At 72.5% G+C, this 19,197-nt stretch carries 19 protein-coding genes; 11 read left to right on the top strand and 8 right to left on the bottom strand.

What is annotated here, in order from left to right; all coding sequences use genetic code 11:
- Nucleotides 1-3: 3 nt before the first annotated feature.
- Nucleotides 4-1,164 (bottom strand): MFS transporter, encoded by a 1,161-nt coding sequence (locus GAK38_RS06530; protein ID WP_325342490.1) that lies wholly within the window; start codon nucleotides 1,162-1,164, stop codon nucleotides 4-6.
- Nucleotides 1,165-1,262: 98 nt separating this feature from the next.
- Here GAK38_RS06530 and GAK38_RS06535 point away from each other — a divergent pair, with 98 nt between their 5' ends.
- Nucleotides 1,263-2,156: a LysR family transcriptional regulator gene (locus GAK38_RS06535; RefSeq protein ID WP_325342505.1), complete on the top strand. Its 894-nt coding sequence runs from the start codon at nucleotides 1,263-1,265 to the stop codon at nucleotides 2,154-2,156.
- A gap of 66 nt (nucleotides 2,157-2,222) precedes the next feature.
- Here the strand turns inward: GAK38_RS06535 and cueR are convergent, their stop codons facing one another.
- Complete coding sequence (gene cueR / locus GAK38_RS06540) at nucleotides 2,223-2,636, bottom strand: Cu(I)-responsive transcriptional regulator (protein WP_325342506.1); 414 nt, start codon at nucleotides 2,634-2,636, stop codon at nucleotides 2,223-2,225.
- A gap of 69 nt (nucleotides 2,637-2,705) precedes the next feature.
- Here cueR and GAK38_RS06545 point away from each other — a divergent pair, with 69 nt between their 5' ends.
- From GAK38_RS06545 to GAK38_RS06565, 5 genes are all read left to right on the top strand, one after another.
- Nucleotides 2,706-5,180: a heavy metal translocating P-type ATPase gene (locus GAK38_RS06545; RefSeq protein ID WP_325342507.1), complete on the top strand. Its 2,475-nt coding sequence runs from the start codon at nucleotides 2,706-2,708 to the stop codon at nucleotides 5,178-5,180.
- Nucleotides 5,173-5,367, top strand: coding sequence for a heavy-metal-associated domain-containing protein (locus GAK38_RS06550; RefSeq protein WP_325342508.1), 195 nt, complete (start codon nucleotides 5,173-5,175; stop codon nucleotides 5,365-5,367). Before GAK38_RS06545 ends, GAK38_RS06550 begins: the two co-directional genes overlap by 8 nt.
- A gap of 108 nt (nucleotides 5,368-5,475) precedes the next feature.
- The gene (locus GAK38_RS06555; protein ID WP_325342509.1) at nucleotides 5,476-6,324 is read left to right on the top strand and encodes an ABC transporter permease subunit; all 849 of its coding nucleotides are present in this window, start codon (nucleotides 5,476-5,478) and stop codon (nucleotides 6,322-6,324) included.
- Entirely contained in the window at nucleotides 6,321-7,040 is a 720-nt protein-coding gene (locus tag GAK38_RS06560) for an ABC transporter ATP-binding protein (RefSeq protein ID WP_325342510.1), read from the top strand. Before GAK38_RS06555 ends, GAK38_RS06560 begins: the two co-directional genes overlap by 4 nt.
- A 47-nt stretch (nucleotides 7,041-7,087) precedes the next feature.
- Nucleotides 7,088-8,077 (top strand): ABC transporter substrate-binding protein, encoded by a 990-nt coding sequence (locus GAK38_RS06565; RefSeq protein WP_325342511.1) that lies wholly within the window; start codon nucleotides 7,088-7,090, stop codon nucleotides 8,075-8,077.
- Nucleotides 8,078-8,080: 3 nt separating this feature from the next.
- On the opposite strand, the gene GAK38_RS06570 is transcribed toward GAK38_RS06565, so the two are convergent.
- Complete coding sequence (locus tag GAK38_RS06570) at nucleotides 8,081-9,166, bottom strand: LLM class flavin-dependent oxidoreductase (protein ID WP_325342512.1); 1,086 nt, start codon at nucleotides 9,164-9,166, stop codon at nucleotides 8,081-8,083.
- 267 nt (nucleotides 9,167-9,433) lie between these two features.
- Between GAK38_RS06570 and GAK38_RS06575 the strand changes: the two genes are divergently transcribed.
- The 4 genes from GAK38_RS06575 (at nucleotide 9,434) to GAK38_RS06590 (ending at nucleotide 13,017) form a co-directional block, all read left to right on the top strand.
- Nucleotides 9,434-9,685, top strand: a complete 252-nt coding sequence (locus GAK38_RS06575; protein WP_325342513.1) for a hypothetical protein — start codon at nucleotides 9,434-9,436, stop codon at nucleotides 9,683-9,685.
- A gap of 131 nt (nucleotides 9,686-9,816) precedes the next feature.
- Nucleotides 9,817-10,122: a hypothetical protein gene (locus GAK38_RS06580; protein ID WP_325342515.1), complete on the top strand. Its 306-nt coding sequence runs from the start codon at nucleotides 9,817-9,819 to the stop codon at nucleotides 10,120-10,122.
- Nucleotides 10,119-11,456 (top strand): TolC family protein, encoded by a 1,338-nt coding sequence (locus GAK38_RS06585; protein ID WP_325342517.1) that lies wholly within the window; start codon nucleotides 10,119-10,121, stop codon nucleotides 11,454-11,456. Before GAK38_RS06580 ends, GAK38_RS06585 begins: the two co-directional genes overlap by 4 nt.
- 181 nt (nucleotides 11,457-11,637) lie before the next feature.
- Entirely contained in the window at nucleotides 11,638-13,017 is a 1,380-nt protein-coding gene (locus tag GAK38_RS06590) for a multicopper oxidase family protein (protein WP_325342584.1), read from the top strand.
- Nucleotides 13,018-13,050: 33 nt separating this feature from the next.
- Here GAK38_RS06590 and GAK38_RS06595 read toward each other — a convergent pair whose 3' ends face one another.
- From GAK38_RS06595 to GAK38_RS06615, 5 genes are read right to left on the bottom strand one after another with little or no spacing between them, the layout of a single operon-like run.
- Nucleotides 13,051-14,493: an FAD-binding oxidoreductase gene (locus GAK38_RS06595; protein WP_325342519.1), complete on the bottom strand. Its 1,443-nt coding sequence runs from the start codon at nucleotides 14,491-14,493 to the stop codon at nucleotides 13,051-13,053.
- Nucleotides 14,494-14,510: 17 nt separating this feature from the next.
- The gene (locus GAK38_RS06600) at nucleotides 14,511-15,245 is read right to left on the bottom strand and encodes a ribonuclease activity regulator RraA (protein WP_325342521.1); all 735 of its coding nucleotides are present in this window, start codon (nucleotides 15,243-15,245) and stop codon (nucleotides 14,511-14,513) included.
- 16 nt (nucleotides 15,246-15,261) lie between these two features.
- A complete protein-coding gene (locus GAK38_RS06605; protein ID WP_325342523.1) occupies nucleotides 15,262-16,047 on the bottom strand; it encodes an SDR family oxidoreductase in 786 nt (261 codons plus the stop codon).
- 40 nt (nucleotides 16,048-16,087) lie between these two features.
- Entirely contained in the window at nucleotides 16,088-17,113 is a 1,026-nt protein-coding gene (locus GAK38_RS06610; protein WP_325342525.1) for a tripartite tricarboxylate transporter substrate binding protein, read from the bottom strand.
- A complete protein-coding gene (locus GAK38_RS06615) occupies nucleotides 17,097-18,092 on the bottom strand; it encodes a tripartite tricarboxylate transporter substrate binding protein (protein WP_325342527.1) in 996 nt (331 codons plus the stop codon). Before GAK38_RS06615 ends, GAK38_RS06610 begins: the two co-directional genes overlap by 17 nt.
- Nucleotides 18,093-18,263: 171 nt before the next feature.
- Between GAK38_RS06615 and GAK38_RS06620 the strand changes: the two genes are divergently transcribed.
- Complete coding sequence (locus tag GAK38_RS06620) at nucleotides 18,264-19,178, top strand: LysR family transcriptional regulator (RefSeq protein ID WP_325342529.1); 915 nt, start codon at nucleotides 18,264-18,266, stop codon at nucleotides 19,176-19,178.
- Nucleotides 19,179-19,197: the final 19 nt, after the last annotated feature.

Raw genomic sequence — 19,197 nt, forward strand, 5'->3', positions numbered from 1 at the left:
GCTTCAGGCGCGCCGCGCCGCGGCAGGCGCCAGGCTCAGCAGCCCCGCCACGGCCAGCGCCAGTCCCACCCACAGCGGCGCGCGCAGTCCCAGGTCCGCGTCGATGGCCGCGCCGCCGGCCCAAGTGCCGAAGGCGAGCCCGGTAGTGATCAGCGATGCGTGCATGGTGTTGACCAGCGGCCCCGGCGCGGCGGCCCGCATGACGCGCGCGACCATCGCAGGGTTGAGCGCGACGCCGGTCAGTCCCAGCGCCAGGAAGGCGGCGACGCTCGCCGGCGCGCTGTGCGCGAACAGCGCGAAGGCGCCCAGCGCCGCCACCATCACGCCCAGGCCACCCGCCAGCACGCCGATCATGTGCCGGTCGGCCAGCCGGCCGACGACGAAGTTGCCGGCGACGTTGGCAATGCCGTAGGCCATCAGCAGCCACGGGATGGCCGGCGCCGCAAACCCGGTGACGCCGGTGAAGATCGGCGAGAAGTAGCTGAAGGCCGCGAAGGTGGCGCCGATGATGAGCGCGCTGGTGGCATAGGCCGCCCAGAGCCGGCCGTTGCGCAGCGCGCGCAACTCCGCACCCAGGCCGGCATGCTCCTGCCCGCGCGGGGCCGGCACGCGCCAGGCAACGACGGCCGTGCAGAGCACCGACAGTGCCGCCACGGCCCAGAAGCTCGTGCGCCAGCCCCAGCGCTGCTTGATCCAGGCGGTGGCCGGCACGCCGAACACCGGCGCGAGCATCACGCCCGCCAGCACGAGCGATGCGGCGCGGCCGCGCGCCTCGGGCGCGACCAGTTCGGCGCAGAGGGTCAGCGACACGCCGAAGCAGGCCGCGCTCGCCATGCCCATGGCGATGCGCCCCGCGGCCATGGTGCCATAGCCGCCGGCGGCGGCCGCCACGGCCGCGCCGGCCACGTAGAGCGCCAGCAGCCAGAGCAGCGCGGGCTTGTGGGGCAGCCGCAGCGCCAGCATCAGCGCGACCACGACCGGCCCGCCGACTGCCATGCCGAGCGCGTAGAGCGCGATCAGGTTGCCGATCGCGCCCACCGACACGCGCAGCGCGGCGGCCAGCGCGGGCACCATGCCGGCCACCATGAATTCGGCGGTGACCAGGCAGAAGATCGTCAGGCCCAGCAGGCGGACGACGAAGGGGATGGATGGCGGTCGGTGCATCGGCAGGCAGGAAGTTCGGTGGAGAAAAGACCTCGCAGTCTCATCCATGCTGCAGCCGTGATAAACCGCCTCTGCTCCTTTTACTGATGCATCGAGTCATGGATCTGAATGCCGTCCGCATCCTCGTGCGCGTGGCCGAGGCCCGCAGCTTCACCCAGGCGGCCGCTGCGCTCGGCCTCACGCAGTCGGGCCTGTCGCGCGCCGTGGCACGGCTGGAGGCCGAGCTTGGCGTGCGGCTGCTGCACCGCAGCACGCGCAGCGTGCGCCTCACGCCCGACGGCGAGGCGTTCCACACGCGCGGCGCGCCGCTGCTCGCGGAGCTGGAGGAAGCCGGCCGCATGCTCCAGGACCGCCGTGCCGAGCCGGCCGGACCGCTGCGCATCACTGCGCCGTCGGCCTTCGGCCGCGTGGTGCTGCTGCCGCTGCTGGGCGCGCTCACCGAACGCCATCCGGCGCTGCGCGTGGAGACGGTGCTGAGCGACCGCCTGCTCGACCTCGTGGAGGACGGCTTCGACGCCGCAGTCCGCACCGGCCCGGTGCAGGACGCGCGCATCGTCGCGCGCCGACTTGCGCCGCTGGCCTGGGCGACGGTGGCCGCGCCGGCCTACCTCGCGCGCAGCGGCGGCGCGCCGCGCACGGTGGAGGACCTGCGCCGCCACAACTGCCTGACGGTGCGCACGCCGCAGACGGGCCGCACCAAGCCCTGGGAGTTCCTCGACGCCGCCGGCCGCCCGCAGGACGTGGAGGTGGCGGGCAACCTCGTGTTCGACCTCGGCGACGCGCTGGTCGACGGCGCGCTCGGCGGCTGGGGCATCGCGCAGGTGATGGAGTTCGCGGTGCGCGACGCGCTGGCCGACGGCCGCTTGGTGCGGCTGCTGGAGCCGTTCGCGGGGCGCAGCCGGGAGCTGTCGCTGCTCTATCCGCGCTCGCGCCAGTGCTCGCCGCGCGTGGCAGCGCTCGCGCAGGCGCTGGCGCAGGGCGGCTGGCAATAGATACTCCCTACCCTAATGCCTGCAAACGCGCTTCAGTAAATCCCTTTCAGAATATACTCCCATCCTCTAATGGCCGCGCGGCGCACAGCAGACATTGCCGGCGATGTCGTCGAGGATCGGGCAGTCGGGCCGGCCGTCGCCTTGGCAGGAGGCGGCCAGGTGCTCCAGCGTGTCGCTCATCGCCTGCAGCGCACGGGCCTTGGCCTCCAGCTCGGCCACATGACGCAGCGCGATCGCCTTCACGTCGGCGCTGGCGCGCGAGCGGTCGCGCCACAGGGTCAGCAGCTCCGACGTCTGCGGCACGGTGAAGCCCAGGTCGCGCGCGCGGCGGATGAAGCGCAGCGCATGCAGATCCGCCTCGCCATAGACGCGGTAGCCCGATTCGCTGCGCGCCGCGCCCGGCAGCAGGCCCACCGATTCGTAGTAGCGGATCATCTTGGCCGACAGGCCGCTGGCCTGGGCCGCTTGGCCGATGTTCATGGCGTGCTCCGTTTCGTCCGAAAAAAGCCGGTTGACCTTACCACGATGGCAAGGTTCATACTGTGCCGCATGACATCCGCCACCTTGCAGCTGCCGGTCGAAGGCATGAGCTGCGCGTCCTGCGTCGGCCGCGTCGAGCGAGCGCTCAAGGCCGTGCCCGGCGTGACCGAGGCCACGGTCAACCTGGCGGCCGGGCGCGCCGACGTGACCTTCGGCGGCGCGCCCGACGCACCGGCCGCCATCGCCGCGATCGAGCATGCCGGCTACGCCGTGCCCGGCGACACGGTCGAACTGGCGGTGGAGGGCATGAGCTGCGCGTCCTGCGTCGGCCGGGTCGAGCGTGCGCTGAAGGCCGTGCCCGGCGTGACCGAGGCCACGGTCAACCTCACGACCGAGCGCGCCCGGGTCCGCACGGTACCAGGCCTGGACGCCGCCGTGCTGGCCCAGGCACTGGAGCGCGCGGGCTATCCGGCCCATCCGCTGGCCCGGAGCGGCGACGACGCCGGCGCCCGCCGCGCCGCCGCACAGACCGCGCTGGGCCGCAGCCTGGTCGCCGCCGCTGTGCTGGCGCTGCCGGTCTTCCTGCTGGAGATGGGCGGCCACGTGGTTCCGGCGCTGCACCACGCGATCGCCACATCCATCGGCATGCAGGCCAGCTGGCTCCTGCAGTTCGCGCTCACGACGGCGGTGCTCGCCGGGCCCGGCCGGCGCTTCTTTGCGCTGGGCCTGCCGGCGCTGCTGCGCGCCGCGCCCGACATGAATTCGCTGGTCGCGGTCGGCACCGCCGCGGCCTACGGCTATTCGCTGGTCGCCACCTTCGCGCCGCGCTGGCTGCCCGCGGGCACGGTCAACGTGTACTACGAGGCCGCCGCAGTGATCGTGGTGCTGATCCTGCTGGGCCGCTGGCTGGAGGCGCGGGCCAAGGGCCGCACCTCACAGGCCATTCAGCGGCTCGTCGGTTTGCAGCCGCGCACCGCGCGCGTGCGGCGTGCGGGCGGCGCGGTGGAAGAGGTCGCGATCGATGCGGTGCGCCCCGGCGACACGGTGGAGGTGCGCCCCGGCGAGCGCATCCCGGTCGACGGTGAAGTGACGGCCGGCGACAGCTACGTCGACGAATCCACGGTCACCGGCGAGCCGGTGCCGCTGGCCAAGCAGATCGGCGCGCGCGTGATCGGCGGCACGGTCAACCAGCGCGGCGCGCTCGACGTGCGGGCCACGCAGGTCGGCGCCGACACGGTGCTCGCGCAGATCGTGCGCCTGGTCGAGCAGGCCCAGGGCGGCAAGCTGCCGATCCAGGCCGTGGTCGACCGGGTGACGATGTGGTTCGTGCCCGCGGTCATGGCCGTGGCCGCGCTCACTTTCGTGGCATGGATGGTCTTCGCCCCGGCGCCAGCGCTGGGCCTGGCGCTGGTCAACGCGGTGGCCGTGCTGATCGTCGCCTGCCCCTGTGCGATGGGGCTCGCCACGCCGACCTCGATCATGGTCGGCACCGGCCGCGCGGCCGAGCTCGGCGTGCTGTTCCGCAAGGGCGAGGCGCTCCAGCTGCTGCGCGACGCGCAGGTCGTCGCGGTTGACAAGACCGGCACGCTGACCGAGGGCCGTCCCGCGCTGACCGATCTGGCGCTGGCGCCGGGCTTCGATCGCGCCGAGGTGCTCGCACTGGTCGCCGCGGTGGAGGCGCGTTCGGAACACCCGATCGCGCGCGCCATCGTGGCCGCAGCGCAGGCCGAGCGCCTGGCCGTGCCCGCGGTGGAACGCTTCGAATCGGTCACCGGCCGCGGCGTGCGCGCTACCGCGAACGGCCGCCGCGTCGAGGTCGGCGCCGACCGCTTCATGCGCCAGCTCGGGCTGGACGTGGCCGCGTTCGCCGCGGACGCGCAGTGCCTCGGCGAAGAAGGCAAGACGCCGCTCTACGCGGCCATCGACGGCCGGCTCGCGGCTATCGTCGCAGTGGCCGATCCGCTCAAGAACAGCTCGCCCGCGGCCATCGCCGCGCTGCATGCGCTCGGGCTCAAGGTCGCAATGGTCACCGGCGACAACCGCCGCACCGGCGAGGCGATCGCGCGGCGCCTGGGCATCGACGAGGTCGTGGTCGAGGTGCTGCCCGAAGGCAAGGTCGATGCGGTGCAGCGCCTGCAGGGTACATACGGCCGGCTGGCCTATGTGGGCGACGGCATCAACGACGCGCCGGCGCTGGCCGCGGCCGACGTCGGCATCGCGATCGGCACCGGCACCGACGTGGCCATCGAGGCGGCGGACGTGGTGCTCATGTCGGGCGACCTGGCCGGCGTGCCCCGGGCCATCGCGCTGTCGCAGGCCACGCTCGCCAACATCCGGCAGAACCTGTTCTGGGCCTTCGCCTACAACGCCGCGCTGATACCTGTGGCCGCCGGCGTGCTGTATCCCGTCAACGGCACGCTGTTCTCGCCGGTGCTCGCCGCCGGCGCGATGGCGCTGTCCAGTGTCTTCGTGCTCGGCAATGCCCTGCGCCTGCGGCGCTGGGCGCCGCCGCCCGCATCTTTCAAGGAGCCCCGCCATGCCTGAATTCACCATCCCCGCCATCAGCTGCCAGCACTGCGTGCGCAGCGTCACCGAAGCCGCCCGGCGGGTCGATCCAGGCGCGCAGGTCACGGTGGACCTGCCGACCAGGCACGTCACGATCGACAGCGCCCGCCCAGCCGCTGACTTCGTCGCCGAGCTGACGCAGGAAGGCTATCCGCCGCAGGCCTGACGCGGCAGGGCGCGGACATTCCTCGCCCGGATTATTTAGTTATTACATGGCCCTGTGCTGTACTCCTCCGCTCGCCGCATGGTGCGGCCGATGCGGAGGAGGATACACATGGGTATCGCACAAACCGCCGGGCTCACTGCGGCACCGGCACCGCCGAGGCGCGGCGCGCGGCCGCGCCCCGGCGCGCGCGGCCTGCTCGCCCTGAGCTGGCTCGCGCCGCTGGTGCTGCTCGCGGCCTGGGAGGTGCTGGCCCGCGCCGGCGTGCTGTCGCCCCAGGTGCTGCCTGCGCCGAGCCGCGTGGCCGCCAAGGCCTGGGAGCTGATCGGCGAAGGCCGGCTGCTCACCGACCTGGGCGTGAGCCTGCTGCGCGCGGCGGCGGGCTTCGCGATCGGCGGCTCGCTCGGCTTCGCGCTCGGCACCGCGGTCGGCTTCTCGCGCGTGGCCGAGGCGCTGCTCGACCGCAGCATCCAGATGGTGCGCGCCGTGCCCTTCCTCGCTGCGCTGCCGCTGGTGATCGTGTGGTTCGGCGTGGACGAGGGCGGCAAGATCTTCCTCGTCTCGCTCGGCGTGCTGTTCCCGATCTACATCAACACGGTGCTCGGCATCCGCCAGGTGGACCCGAAGCTGCTGGAGCTGGGCCGCGTGGCCGGGCTCGATACCTGGCAGCTGGTGCGCCGCATCGTGCTGCCGGGCGCGCTGCCCTCCATCCTGGCCGGCGTGCGCTATGCGCTGGCCGTGGCCTGGCTCGCGCTGGTGGTGGCCGAGACCATCGCCACCACGCGCGGCATCGGCTTTCTGGCGATGGACGCGCGCGAGTTCCTGCAGACCGACGTGATCGTGCTGACCATCGTGGTCTACGCGCTGATCGGCGTGCTGTCCGACGCCGTGGCCCGTGCGCTGGAGCGCCGCTGGCTGCGCTGGCATCCGAACTACGCCGCCCGGGAGGCCGCGCGATGAGCGCCCTGCCCTCCCGGGCCGAGAGCGCCGTCAGCGTGCGCGGCCTGCGCCGCGCCTACGGCGAGCGCGTGGTGATCGACCGGCTCGACCTGGACATCGCCCGTGGCGAGTTCGTCGCGCTGCTCGGCGAGAGCGGCTGCGGCAAGACCACGCTGCTGCGTGCGCTGGCCGGCCGCGACCCGGTGGACGCCGGCCGCATCGACGGCCCGCGCCAGCCGGCCGTCGTCTTCCAGGAACACCGCCTGCTGCCCTGGGACAACCTCTGGCGCAACGTGTCGCTGGGCCTGGACGAGCGCAGCGGCCGCGCACTGGCCCAGGCCGCGCTGCGCGAGGTCGGCTTGGCCGGACGCGAGGAGGACTGGCCGCGCAACCTCTCCGGCGGGCAGGCCCAGCGCGTGGCGCTGGCCCGCGCCCTGGTGCGCGAGCCCCGGCTGCTGCTGCTCGACGAACCTTTCGCCGCCCTCGATGCGCTCACGCGCATCCGCATGCATGCGCTGGTGCAGGAACTGGTGCAGCGCCACCGCCCCGGCGTGCTGCTGGTCACGCACGACGTGGACGAAGCCATCGCCCTGTCGCACCACGTGCTGGTGATGCGCGACGGCGCCATCGCCAGCAGCCATGCCGTGCCGCCCTTGGCCAACACGCACAGCGCGGCCCCCGAGGCGGCCGCGCTGCGCGAGACGCTGCTGGCCGAGCTGGGCGTGGCAGCGCGCTGATTGATCCTTTCTTTCCAACGTCCGATAGCCAGGGAGCATTTGCCGACATGAGCCTTTCCATCCTCGCCCCTTCGCGCCGCACCTTCCTGCAGGGCTCGCTGCTCGCGGCCGGCAGCGCCGCCGTACTGCCCGCGCTCGCGCAGCAGGGCCGCAGGACCGACACCGTGCGCCTCGGCTGGGGCCGCGGCGGCCTGCCGCTCGTCGCCAAGGTGCGCGGCGAATTCGAGAAGAACCTTGCCCGGCAGGGCATCAAGGTGCAGTGGATCGGCCCCTTTCCCAACCATGCACCGTCGCTGCAGGCCGTGACCGGCGGCAGCGCCGACTTCGGCTTCGGCGGCAGCACCACGCCGGCGCTGGCGGCCATCCTGGCCGGCTCGCCGCTGGTGTTCACCCAGTTCGCCGTGGTGGAGCCGCGCAGCACGGCCATCATCGCCAAGGACGGCTCGGGCATCGACCGGGTGCAGGACCTCGTGGGCAAGTCAGTGGCGGTCAACCGCTCGGGGCTCGGCGAATTCCTGCTGGTCGCCGCGCTGGAGAAGCACAGCATCCCACGCGACAAGGTGCGCTTCGTCTACCTGAACCCGCCGGACGCCGGCCCGGCCTTCGCCCAGGGCAAGGTCGATGCCTGGGCGATGTGGTCGCCGGCGGTGGACATCGCACGCAGCGAATACAAGGCGCACGACATCTTCTTCGAAGGCCGCGACCTGGACTTCCTGATCGACTTCAACTCCTACGTCACCACCCGCCGCTTCGCCGAGGACAACCCGGAGCTGGTGCGCGCCGTCAACGCGGCCTACCAGGAAGAAGGCCGCTGGGTCACGGCCCATCCCCAGGAGGCCGAGGCCATCAACCAGAAGGAGGCCGGCTACAGCGACGCGGTGCGCGACCACCAGGCCGCCTACAAGCGCCGCTGGGAATTCCACGGCGTGGACGACAAGGCGTTCTTGCAGAAGTTCCAGCAGGCGGCCGACTGGCTGGCGCAGCGCAAGATCCTGCCGCGCGCCATCCAGGTCTCGGATCACCTGGCAAAGCTCTGACGGTTACTCCAGGTAGTTCGCCACCCGCGGCCGCACCTCGGCCGCGAAGCGGCGCATCTCGGCCTCGAACGGCTGGAACTGGAGCATGAAAAGCCCGATGCCCGCCGCATGGAAGGCCGCGATGCGGCGCGCCACCGTGTCGTAGCTGCCGACCAGCCCCGCCGCCGTGCCGCCGTTGGAGCCCACGCGCGGGCTCTTGGCGAAGGTGGCGAACATCGCGGCCTGGGGATCGATGTTGGCCTGGGCCCTGGCGCGCTCGGGGTCGTCGAGCGCGGCCAGCGCATGCAGGCGGGCATGCTCGGCCTGCGCGGCCCCGTCGGTCTCGCGGGCGATCACGAAGGCCGAGAGGCCATAGCGCAGCGCCGGGCGGCCGCCGCGCTCGCGCCGGCGCAGGTCGGCGATCAACCCCTGCACGTCGGCCAGCGGCTGGCCGTTGATGAACCACACGTCGGCCTGCCCGGCCGCCAGCGCGCGCGCGGGCTCCGATTCGCCGCCCACGTAGATGCGTGGCCGCGGGCGGTACTGGCCGGCCGGCGCGAGCCGGTAGCCGTCGAGCTGGAAATGCTCGCCCGCATGGGTCACAGCCTCGCCGCGCAGCAGGGGCTCGACCACGCGGATCCATTCGTGGCCATAGGCATAGCGGTCGCCGTGCTCGCCGAACGCGATGCCGGCGCGCTCAAGCTCGGGCCGGTTCCAGGCGTTGACCAGGTTGATCGCGAAGCGCCCGCCGCTGATCTCCTCGATGCCCAGCGCCAGCTTGGCCAGCACGGCCGGGTGGTAGAGCTTGGGCTTGATGGCCGCGATGATCTCGATGCGACCGGTCAGAGCCGCCAGCGCGGCGGCGGCCGTCCAGGCTTCGAGCTGCGCGCTGGTGCCGTCGTGCGGATTGACCGTGTGCTGCGCGACGAGGACGGAGTCGTAGCCGAGGTGCTCGGCCTCCAGCACCAGCGCGCGGTTGCGCAGCCAGGAGGCGTCGTAGGGCTCGTCCGGGTCCTGGCGGGCGGCGCGGCTGCCGTGGACCAGCGCCCAGATGCCGAAGCGCGGGCTGTACGGGGTCGAGGAAGCGGTGGGATCGGTGGGATGCGTCATCGGCGGTCGAAACGAATAGCGGGACCGGCCATCTTCCCGCGCCTGCGGCCCCGGCGCCACAAAGGCCTTCGCCGATCTTTATGCAGCCCGCGCAGACCGCCCTTCTATACTCGCCACCCATGCGCCTGTTCCGCCGTTTAGCGTCGACTCCGTTGTGGCTGGCCCTCGCGGCCCTGCCGCTGCAGGGCTTCGCGGCCGTGGCGGCGCAACTGGCCTGCGCGGTGCGGCATGCGCCCACGGCCGTCGTCCTGCAGGACGACATGTACCATGCCGGCATGGACCACCATGCGATGGACCACGGCCACCCGGCGGACGACAGCCCGCCCGCCCACCAGCCGCCGCCGATGGCGCACTGCGCGGCCTGCGGCCTGCGGCCTGGCCGCCGGCGCCGTGCTGCCGCTCGCACTGGCGCCGCCGGTGCCCGAGGCTGTTGCTGCGCAGCGGCCAGCCGGCCTGGCGATCTCCGCGGGCGTGATCCCGCGCGGGCTCGACCGGCCGCCCAAACACCTCCTCGCCTGACAGCGGCGCCCAGCGGGCGCTTCTGTCCGTGATCGCCGTGCCGGGCCGCAGCCGCCGTTGATTCGGCGGCCGGCCCTGCGCCCCGCCGTCCCTTGCGACAGGGACGGCTCTTCGATCCTGGCGAGGACGCCATGCCGATTTCCGATTTCCGCTTCTTCCTGTGTACGGTGCCGCTGCTGTGGGGCACCGCCGTTTCCGCTGCGCCCGATCCACTCGATGCGCAGGCACCGCTGCCGCCCGTCGCGCCCACTCCCTCGGCCTTCGACGGCTACGTGAGCGGCCGCGATGACCCGCCACGCGTGCCCTGGCCGCAGGCCAACGCCGCGGTGGCCGAGGCCGGCGGCTGGCGCGCGCTGGCCCGCGAGGCGCAACAAGGCACTCAGAACAATCCCCCACCAGTACATGACCACAACCAGCACAAGGAGCGGGCACCATGAGGCTCCTCCTGCCAGTATGTGCAGCCGTCCTGGCACTGACCGGCTGCGCCGGCTTCAGCGACGATGGCGGCCTGGGCGCGCCGCGTCGCACCGTGGCCGAACGCAGCGGGCTGGAGCTACCCGCAGCGCGCAGCGCCGCCGACCGCGATGCCATCGACCAGCGCAGCGCCGAACTGCTCGCCGCACCGCTCACGGCCGATGGCGCAGCCCAGCTCGCGCTGCTGCGCCACCGCGGCCTGCAGGCCGGCTTTGCCGCACTCGGCGTGGCCGAGGCGCAGCGCGTGCAGGCGCTGCGCCTGCCGGGCCCCACCGTCGGACTCAGCCGCAGCCGCCAGGGCGACGAGACCGAGGTGGGCTTCAGCCTCGGCATCAACCTGGCCTGGCTGCTCACGCTGCCGCAGGCCCGGGCCGTGGAAGACCGCCGCTTCGCCGAGGCGCAGCAGGCACTGGCGCGCGATGCGCTCGGCGTGGCCGCGGCCGCGCGCCGCGCCTGGGTCGATGCCGTGGCCGCCGACGAGCGCTCCGCCCAATCGCGCCGCGCCCGCGATGCCGCCAGCGCCGGCGCCGAACTCGCGCGCCGCATGGCCGCCGTCGGCAACATCAACCGGCTCGACCAGACCCGTGAACAGGCCCTGGACGCCCATGCGGTGCAGGCTCAGGCCCGCGCCGAGCGCGAGGCCCGCGCGGCCCGCGAGCGGCTGCTGCGCGCCATCGGGCTCTGGGGCGACGAAGCCGCGCGGCTGCAGTTGCCCACACGCCTGCCCGACCCGCCCGCCGCGCCGCGCGAACAGGCCGGCGTGGAGCAGGCCGCCGTCGCCCAGCGGCTGGACCTGCAGGCCCAGCGCCTCGCGGTAGAGCGCCAGGCCCGCGCGCTGGGCTTGGCGCGCACCACGCGCTTCATCGACGTGCTGCAGCTCGAAGGCGAGCGGGTGAATTCCAACCGCGAGGCCGACGCGCGCGGCTTCGGGCTGCGCTTCACGCTGCCGCTGTTCGCCGGCGCTGCCCGTGCGCGCGGTGCCGAGGCGCAATGGCAGCAGACGCTGCACCAGGCCGCACAGGCGGCCATCGTGGCCCGGTCCGAAGTGCGCGACGCCTATGACGGCTACCGCACCAGCCACGCGGTGGCGCTGCATGCGCAGCAGGAGATCGTGCCGCTGGCCCGGCGCGTGGCCGACGAGAACCTGCTGCGCTACAACGGCATGCTCGCCAGCCCCTTCACGCTGCTGTCCGACGCACGCGCCCTCGCCGCCGCCGTGGACGAAACCATCGCCGCGCACCGCGACTTCTGGCTGGCCGATGCCGCACTCGATGCCGCCTTGTCGGGCTTCAGATGACAACCCCCCGAGCCGCTGCGCGGCTCCCCCCTTTTCTCTGCGCGCTGCGCGCTCCGGGAAGAAGGACGACGCCAGCGCGGCGGGACGGCCCTTGCGCGGCGTCCGCTGGCCTTGGGCCGCGACGGTTTCCTGGGGTGCTACCCACACATACGCCTAACGATCAATGACAACACACTCTCCCATCTCCCGCCGCCACCTCTTCGGCGCAGCCAGCGCCGTTGCCGCCGCCACCGTCGGCCGCGCGGCCCTCGCCGCCTTGCCCGAACCCGCCCGGCGCGACAGCGCCGCCACCGCCGCGCCGCCACTGCCGCCCGACGGCCGGCCCTACCGCCCCGTCGTCACCCTGAACGGCTGGAGCGCGCCCTGGCGCACGCGCGACGGCGTCAAGGAATTCCACCTCGTTGCCGAGCCCGTGGTGCGCGAGATCGCGCCCGGCATGGTCGCCCAGCTCTGGGGCTACAACGGCCAGAGCCCCGGCCCGACGATCGAAGTGGTCGAGGGCGACCGCGTGCGCATCTTCGTCACCAACCGCCTGCCCGAAGCGACCAGCGTGCACTGGCACGGCCAGCGCCTGCCCAGCGGCATGGACGGCGTGGCGGGGCTGAGCCACCCGGCCATTCCCGCGGGCAGGACCTTCGTCTACGAATTCACCGCCCGGCGCCCGGGCACCTTCATGTACCACCCGCATGCCGACGAGATGGTGCAGATGGCCATGGGCATGATGGGCCTGTGGATCACCCACCCGAAGGCCGCGCACCCGCACATCGCGCGCGTGGACCGCGACTACGCCTTCCTGCTCAACGCCTATGCGATCGAGCCCGGCAGCGCCACGCCGCGGCCGTCGGAGATGACCAACTTCGACCTCTGGACCTGGAACAGCCGCGCCTGCCCCGGCATCGACAGCCTGCCTGCGCGCCAGGGCGACCGGGTGCGCATCCGCGTCGGCAACCTGACGATGACCAACCACCCGATCCACCTGCACGGCCACGAATTCACCGTGACCGGCACCGACGGCGGCCCGGTGCCGCCCGCGGCGCGCTGGCCCGAGGTGGCGACCGACATCGCCGGCGGCCAGATGCGGCAGATCGAGTTTATCGCCGATGAGGAAGGCGACTGGGCGCTGCACTGCCACAAGAGCCACCACACCATAAACGCGATGGGCCACGACGTGTCCAACCTGATCGGCGTGGACCACCGCGGCCTGGCCGGCCGCATCGCCCGCGTGGTGCCCGACTACATGGCCATGGGCGAGCGCGGCATGGAGGACATGGCCGGGATGGGCGCCCGGATGCCCCTGCCCGACAACACGCTGCCGATGATGACCGGCACCGGCCCGCACGGCCCGCTGGGCATGGGCGGCATGTTCAGCGTGCTCAAGGTGCGCCGCGGCCTGGCGCGCGACGACTACCGCGACCCGGGCTGGTATGCCGCCCCGCCCGGCACCGTCGCACGCGAATGGACCGGCCCGGGGCCGGCGGCGCCCAGCGCGGCCGCCGCGCCGGTGCCGGCCGGCGCGGCCGGCATGCAGGTACACAAGCCCGGCCACCACCACGGGCATTGAGGCCGCAGCCCCGGTGCGAAGGCGCCGGCGCTGCTACGCCTGCGGCGGCATCTGGAACACCTTGCCCGGGTTCATGATCCCCAGCGGATCGAACGCCTGCTTGACCGATCGCATCATGTCCAGCTCCCGCGCCGGCTTGACCTCCTCCAGCCGGGCCACGTGCATGCGCCCGATGCCGTGCTCCGCGCTGATGCTGCCGTCGAGCGCGACGCTCTCCGCATGGACGATGCCGGTCACCACCGTGGCCGCACGCTCGCGCGCCTCCGCGGTGGAGCAGCCATCGCGCGGCAGGATGGCGATTACGTGCACGTTGCCGTCGCCGATGTGACCGGCATGGCAGACGGTGGCCTGCGGCACCTCGGCGGCCATGCGCCGTTCCACGCGCTCGATGAATTCGGGCAGCCGCGAGATCGGCACGGAGGTGTCGTTGGAGATCGAGAAGCCCGCGCGTTTGTTCGCCTCGGACACCGAGTGGCGAAGTTCCCACAGCCTGCGCGCCTTCGCCTGGTCGGTGGCGACCACGGCGTCGGCCACCAGGTCGGCCTCCATCGCCGCACCCAGCGCGGCTTCCATCTGCGCGACCGCATCCCAGTCCCTGGCGCTGTCGGCGATCTCGATCAGCACGTACCACGGCGCGTCCAGCGGCATCGGCGCCTGCAGGCCGTGCCCGTGCTGCATCACCATCTGCAGCTGCGACCGCGACAGGACCTCGAACGCCTCGATTCGGTCGCCCACCTGGTCCTGCAGGAAGCGCAGCAGGTCGACCGCCTGCCGGACCGAGTCGGCCGCGACCATGGCCGATGCCGAAGCCGTCAGCGCCGGAAACAGCTTGAGCACCGCGGCCGTGACGATGCCGAGCGTGCCCTCGGCACCGATGAAGAGCTGCTTCATGTCGTAGCCGGTGTTGTCCTTGCGCAGGCTGCGCAGGCCGTTCCAGATGCTGCCGTCGGGCAGCACGGCCTCCAGCCCCATCACCAGTTCGCGCATGCAGCCGTAGCGCAGCACACCGGTGCCGCCGGCATTGGTCGACACCAGCCCGCCGACCTCGCAGCTGCCGACGCTGCCGAGCAGCAGCGGGAACAGCCGCCCGTGCTCCTCGGCGCGGGCGCGGACGTCGGCGAGGATGCAGCCGGCGTCCACCGTCATCGCGTTGTCGCGCAGGTCGACGTTGCGGATGCGGTTGAGCCGCGAGACGTTGAGCAGGATCGCCGGGCGGTCGGCCGGCGCGACGGCACCACCGGTCAGCCCGGTGTTGCCGCCCTGCGGCACGACGGCGACGCCGGCGTCGCCGCACAGGCGCACGATGGCGGCCACTTCCTCGACGGTGCCGGGCAGCACCACCGCCGCGGCCTTCTGGTGGTAGCGGTCGCGCCAGTCGCGTTCGTAGCTGTCGGTGCGGTCGGGCCCGGTCAGCACGCGGTCCGGCCCGACGAGGGCCGCGGCACGCTGGACGAAGGTTTGCAGATCGAACGGCATCGGTCGGCGCTCCGGCGTCAGCCGCCACGGGGCTGCGCGGCGCGCGCCTCGTAGCGGGCACGCGCCTCGTCGTTGGGCGGATAGAGGCCGGGCAGCGCCGCGCCGCGGTGCACCTCCTCCAGGATCCAGGCCTCCAGCCGTTCCTGCTCGGGACCGGCGGCCAGCACCTCGTCCAGATGGGCCGGTGAAATCAGGATCGCACCGTCGTCGTCCGCCACGACGATGTCGCCCGGGAACACGGCCACGCCGCCGCAGGCCACCGGCTCCTGCCAGCCGACGAAGTGCAGGCTGGCCACGGCCGCAGGGGCCGCCGTGCCTTGCGTCCAGGTCGGCAACTGGCTGGCCAGGACGCCGCTCACGTCGCGCACCACGCCATCGCTGACCAGCCCCGCGACGCCGCGATGGCGCATGCGCGCGCACAGGATGTCGCCGAAGATGCCGGCATCGACCACGCCCATCGCATCGACGACGGCCACGCAGCCTGCGGGCATCTGCTCCACCGCGACGCGGGTGGACTTCGGCGACGACCATGCCTGCGGCGACGCCAGGTCGTCGCGCATCGGGATGAAGCGCAGCGTGAAGGCCCGCCCGGCGACGCGGGGCTGGCCCTGGCGCAGCGGCATCGGCCCGCGCAGCCAGACGTTGCGCAGGCCGGCCTTGAAGAGGATGGTGCTGATCGTCGCCGTGGTAATGCCGCACAGCGTGCGCACGATCTCGGGCGCGAGGGCCTCGGTGGTTTGCGGATGGTCCATGTCCATGAGGCTCCGGCTAGACGCTGGCAATCAGTCCACCGTCGATCCGCAGGACCGTGCCGGTGATGTAGGAGGCGGCATCGCTGGCGAGGAACACCACGCCCTGGGCGTATTCCTGCGGCGTGCCATAGCGCTTCATCGGGATCGACGCCGTGCTCTCCGCCGTCACGTCAGCCACCGGCCGGCCTTCGCGCTCGGCCTTGGCCTGGTCGAGAAAGCCGATGCGCGGCGTGGCGATGCGCCCCGGCAACACGATGTTGGCGGTCACGCCATCGGCCGCGACCTCGCGCGCCAGCGTCTTGGACCAGCCCACGAGCGAGAGCCGCAGCGCATTGGAGATGCCGAGGTTCGCAATCGGCGCGACCACGCCCGACGAGGTGCTGGTCACGATGCGGCCCCAGCCCCGGGCCCGCATGCCCGGCAGCACCCGGTCGGTGATGCGGATAACGGACAGCACCATCGCCTCGAAGCTCTTCTGCCAGAGCGCCGGGCTCTGCCCATGCGCCGGCGTCGGCGGCGGCCCGCCGGTGTTGTTGATCAGCACGTCGACCGGGCCGAGTTGCGCCTCCACCTGCGCGATATGGCCTTCGAGTGCGTCGGCGTCTGCCAGATCCCATGCGAGCGCGCAGGCGGGTACGCCGTGCGCGCGAACCGCGGCCGCCGTTTCCTCAAGCGCCGACGCATCGACGTCGGCCAGCGCCAGGTTCGCGCCTTCGGCCGCGAACGAGCTTGCAATCGCCCGTCCCAGGCCGCCGCCGGCACCGAGCACGAGCACCGTGCGGCCTTTCAATCCCAGATCCATGTTCTGCCTTTCCTTTTGTTCCAGATGAATGGTTCGATGGTCACTCTGGCTGGATACCTGCGGCCTTGACCGCGCGGCTCCAGCGTTGCAGTTCGGCGTCGATCAGGCGGCCGTAGCCGCCAGCGCCGGCCCAGCGCACCTGGGCGCCACCCGCTTCGACACGCTTGCGCACCGCAGGCCGCCGCGTCGCGGCTTCCACGGCGGCCGCAATGCGGGCCACCACCTCCGGCGGCGTGCCGCGCGGCGCCATGAAACCCGACCAGGCCACCATCTCCAGCCCCTTGGCGATCGACTCGTCGAGCGTGGGCACGTCGGGCAGCTGCGGCATGCGGCGCAGGCTGGTCACGGCCAGCGGCACGAGCTTCCTCTCCTGGGCCTGCGGAATCAGCGTGTTGGCATTGCCGACATAGAAGTCGATATGTCCGCCGAGCAGGTCGGTGATGGCCGGCGCCTCGCTCTTGTAGGGCACGTGGTTGGCCTCGCTGCCGGTCAGCCGCAGGATCTCGGCGGCAGCCAGGTGGGTGATGTTGCCGCGGCCCGACGACGCGTAGTTGAGCTGGCCGCGCTTCGCGGCCAGATAGGCCACGAACTCCTTGACGTTCTTCACCGGCATGCGCGGCGACACCACCAGCAGCAGCGGGATGGCGGCCGCCTGCGCCACCGGCACCAGGTCGCGCCGCGGGTCGTAGGGCAGCCGGGCATACAGCGCAGGGCTGATGGCCAGCGCGGAGGTGTTGTAGAGCAGCGTGTAGCCGTCGGCCGGCGCCTTGGCCACCGCGTCCGTCGCGATATTGGCATTGGCACCCGGCCGGTTGTCCACCACCAGGGGCTGCCCCAGTTCCTCGGCCATGGCACTGCAGACCAGCCGCGCCACCGCGTCGGCGCCGCCGCCGGGCGCGAAGCCGATCAGCACCTTGATCGGCCGGTCCGGATAGCGTGCCTGCGCCAGCGCGCCCTGCCCCAGGGCGGCCAGCGCCGCACCAACGGCGCCGCAGAAGCGGCGTCGCGATGTTGCCGCGGGCGCCGGCGCAATGGATGTGCCGCGCATGTCAGGAGCGCTGGTCATTCCAGGGGATCTCCTTCCACAGCTGGCGGAACTCGGCGTCGCCCTTCTTCACTTCGGCCAGGTAGGCGTCCGGCCTCAGGTAGCGCAGCGGCGCGAACATGCTTTCGGCCTGTGCCTTGAACTCCGGGTCGGCCACGATCCGGGCGATCGCCTCGGCCAACCGGTGCCGCACCGGCTCCGGCAGGCCCTTGGGTGCGCCGACGCCGCGCAGGGCCGACAGCAGCACGTCGTAGCCCTGCTCGCGGAACGTGGGCACCTTGTCGTCCATCGGCGACCGCGCAGCGGCAGCCTGCCCGAGGAAACGCAGCGCCGTTCCCGCCTTCTGGAACTGGAGCACCTTGCCGAAATTGATGACGCCCACCATGACCTGCCCGCCCATCAGCGCCACGCGCACGTCGCTGGCGCCCTTGTACGGCACGTGGCACAGCCGCACTCCGGCTGCGCGCTCGAACAGCAGCAGCCCCAGGTGATCGTCGGTGCCCGCGCCGCCGGTGCCGGCGGTGACCTCGTCGGGATGGGCCTTGGCATAGGCAACCAGCGACGCCAGCGAGGGGAAGGCGCTGGACTGCGGCACTGCGAACGCCACCGGGTCGTCGACCAGGTTGCCCAGCAGGTCGAAGCCGCTCCACGAGAAACTCGTCTTGCGCTCGATCGGCAGCGTCATCAGCGGCGGTGTGTTGATGATGCCGAGCGTGTAGCCGTCCGGCGCGGCCTTGGCCGTCTCGGCCAGGCCGATGGCGCCGCCCGCGCCGGGGCGGTTCTGCACCACGACGGCCGCGCCGAGCTGCTTCTCGAGATGCCGGGCCAGCAGCCGGGCCAGCAGGTCGGTGCCGCCGCCGGGCGCGAACGACACGATGAGCTGGATCGGGCGCGAGGGCCAGGACGGTTGCTGCTGCGCGGCGGCCGGAAGGGCCGGCGCCAGCACGGCGACGGCCGCGGCGGCCAGGGCCTGCCTGCGGCCCGGGGCGATGAGATGCATGGTTCTTGTCTCCGTTGGCTTCGTCACGTCGTCCCGCCGTGGAGGCCGTCCTTCGGATCGGCTGGCAGTGCGCACGGTGAGCGAACGAAGGGCAATGTAGACTGCCGCCCGCCGGCAAAAAAGTGAATTTTTCCGCAGGCGATTCTTTCGATTCTGGAAATCATCCGGGGCATGACACTCAAGCAACTCGAGGCGTTCTACTGGGCTGCCACCTGCATCAGCTTCGCCGTGGCCGCGGAGCGCAGCCATGTCTCCGGCTCCACCCTGTCGAAGCGCCTGGCCGAGCTGGAGGAGTCGCTGGGGCTGCAGTTGTTCGACAAGAGCGGCCGCAATGCCGTGCTGACCGTGCATGGCGAGCGGCTGCTGCCGCTGGCCAAGGAGATGCTCGGTCAGGCCGCGGCGATCCGCACCGTGCTGGGCGCCAGCACCGGTCTCGTGGGCCGCCTGCGCATCGGCATGGGCGAGATGAGCGCCCTCACCTGGCTGCCGCGGCTGGTGGCGCGTGTCGCCGAACTGCACCCGGACCTGGAACTCGAACCGGTGGTCGGCAACGACGTCTTGCTCGAACGGCGGCTGGAGGATGGCGAACTTGACTGCGCGGTGCTCGCCGGCCTGTCGTCGCGCGCGACGCTGGCGGCGCAGCCGGTCGCATCCGCCGAACTGGCCTGGGTCGCCGCAGGCACGTTGATCGCGCGGGCCGGCAGCCGCCAGCCCGCGGCGATGGCCAACCGGTTTGCCTTCATCTCGCTGCCCTCGGGCTCGGGGCCGACGCGTGCACTCGACCGGTGGTCGGCGCAGCACGGCACGACCGTCTTCAAGCGGCTCGCCTGCAACAGCTGGGGCGGCGTCGTCGGGCTCATCGCGGAGGGGCTGGGGTTCGGCCTCATGCCGCGGCTCTGGGCGGAGGACATGGCCGCACTCGGCAAGATCGAGCTGCTCGACGACAGCGAGGACGTGCCGCCGCTCGAATACGTGCTGCAGTGGCGGCGCGACGATGCGCGGCATGCGGTGGCCGAGATGCGCGGCCTCGTGGCCGACATGATCGGCTTCAGCACGCCGCGCTGCTTCATCCCGCCGGCCAGCTGACCGGGCGGCGCAAGGCCGC

Source organism: Xylophilus sp. (assembly GCA_009914555.1).
GTDB lineage: Bacteria > Pseudomonadota > Gammaproteobacteria > Burkholderiales > Burkholderiaceae_C > WNDY01.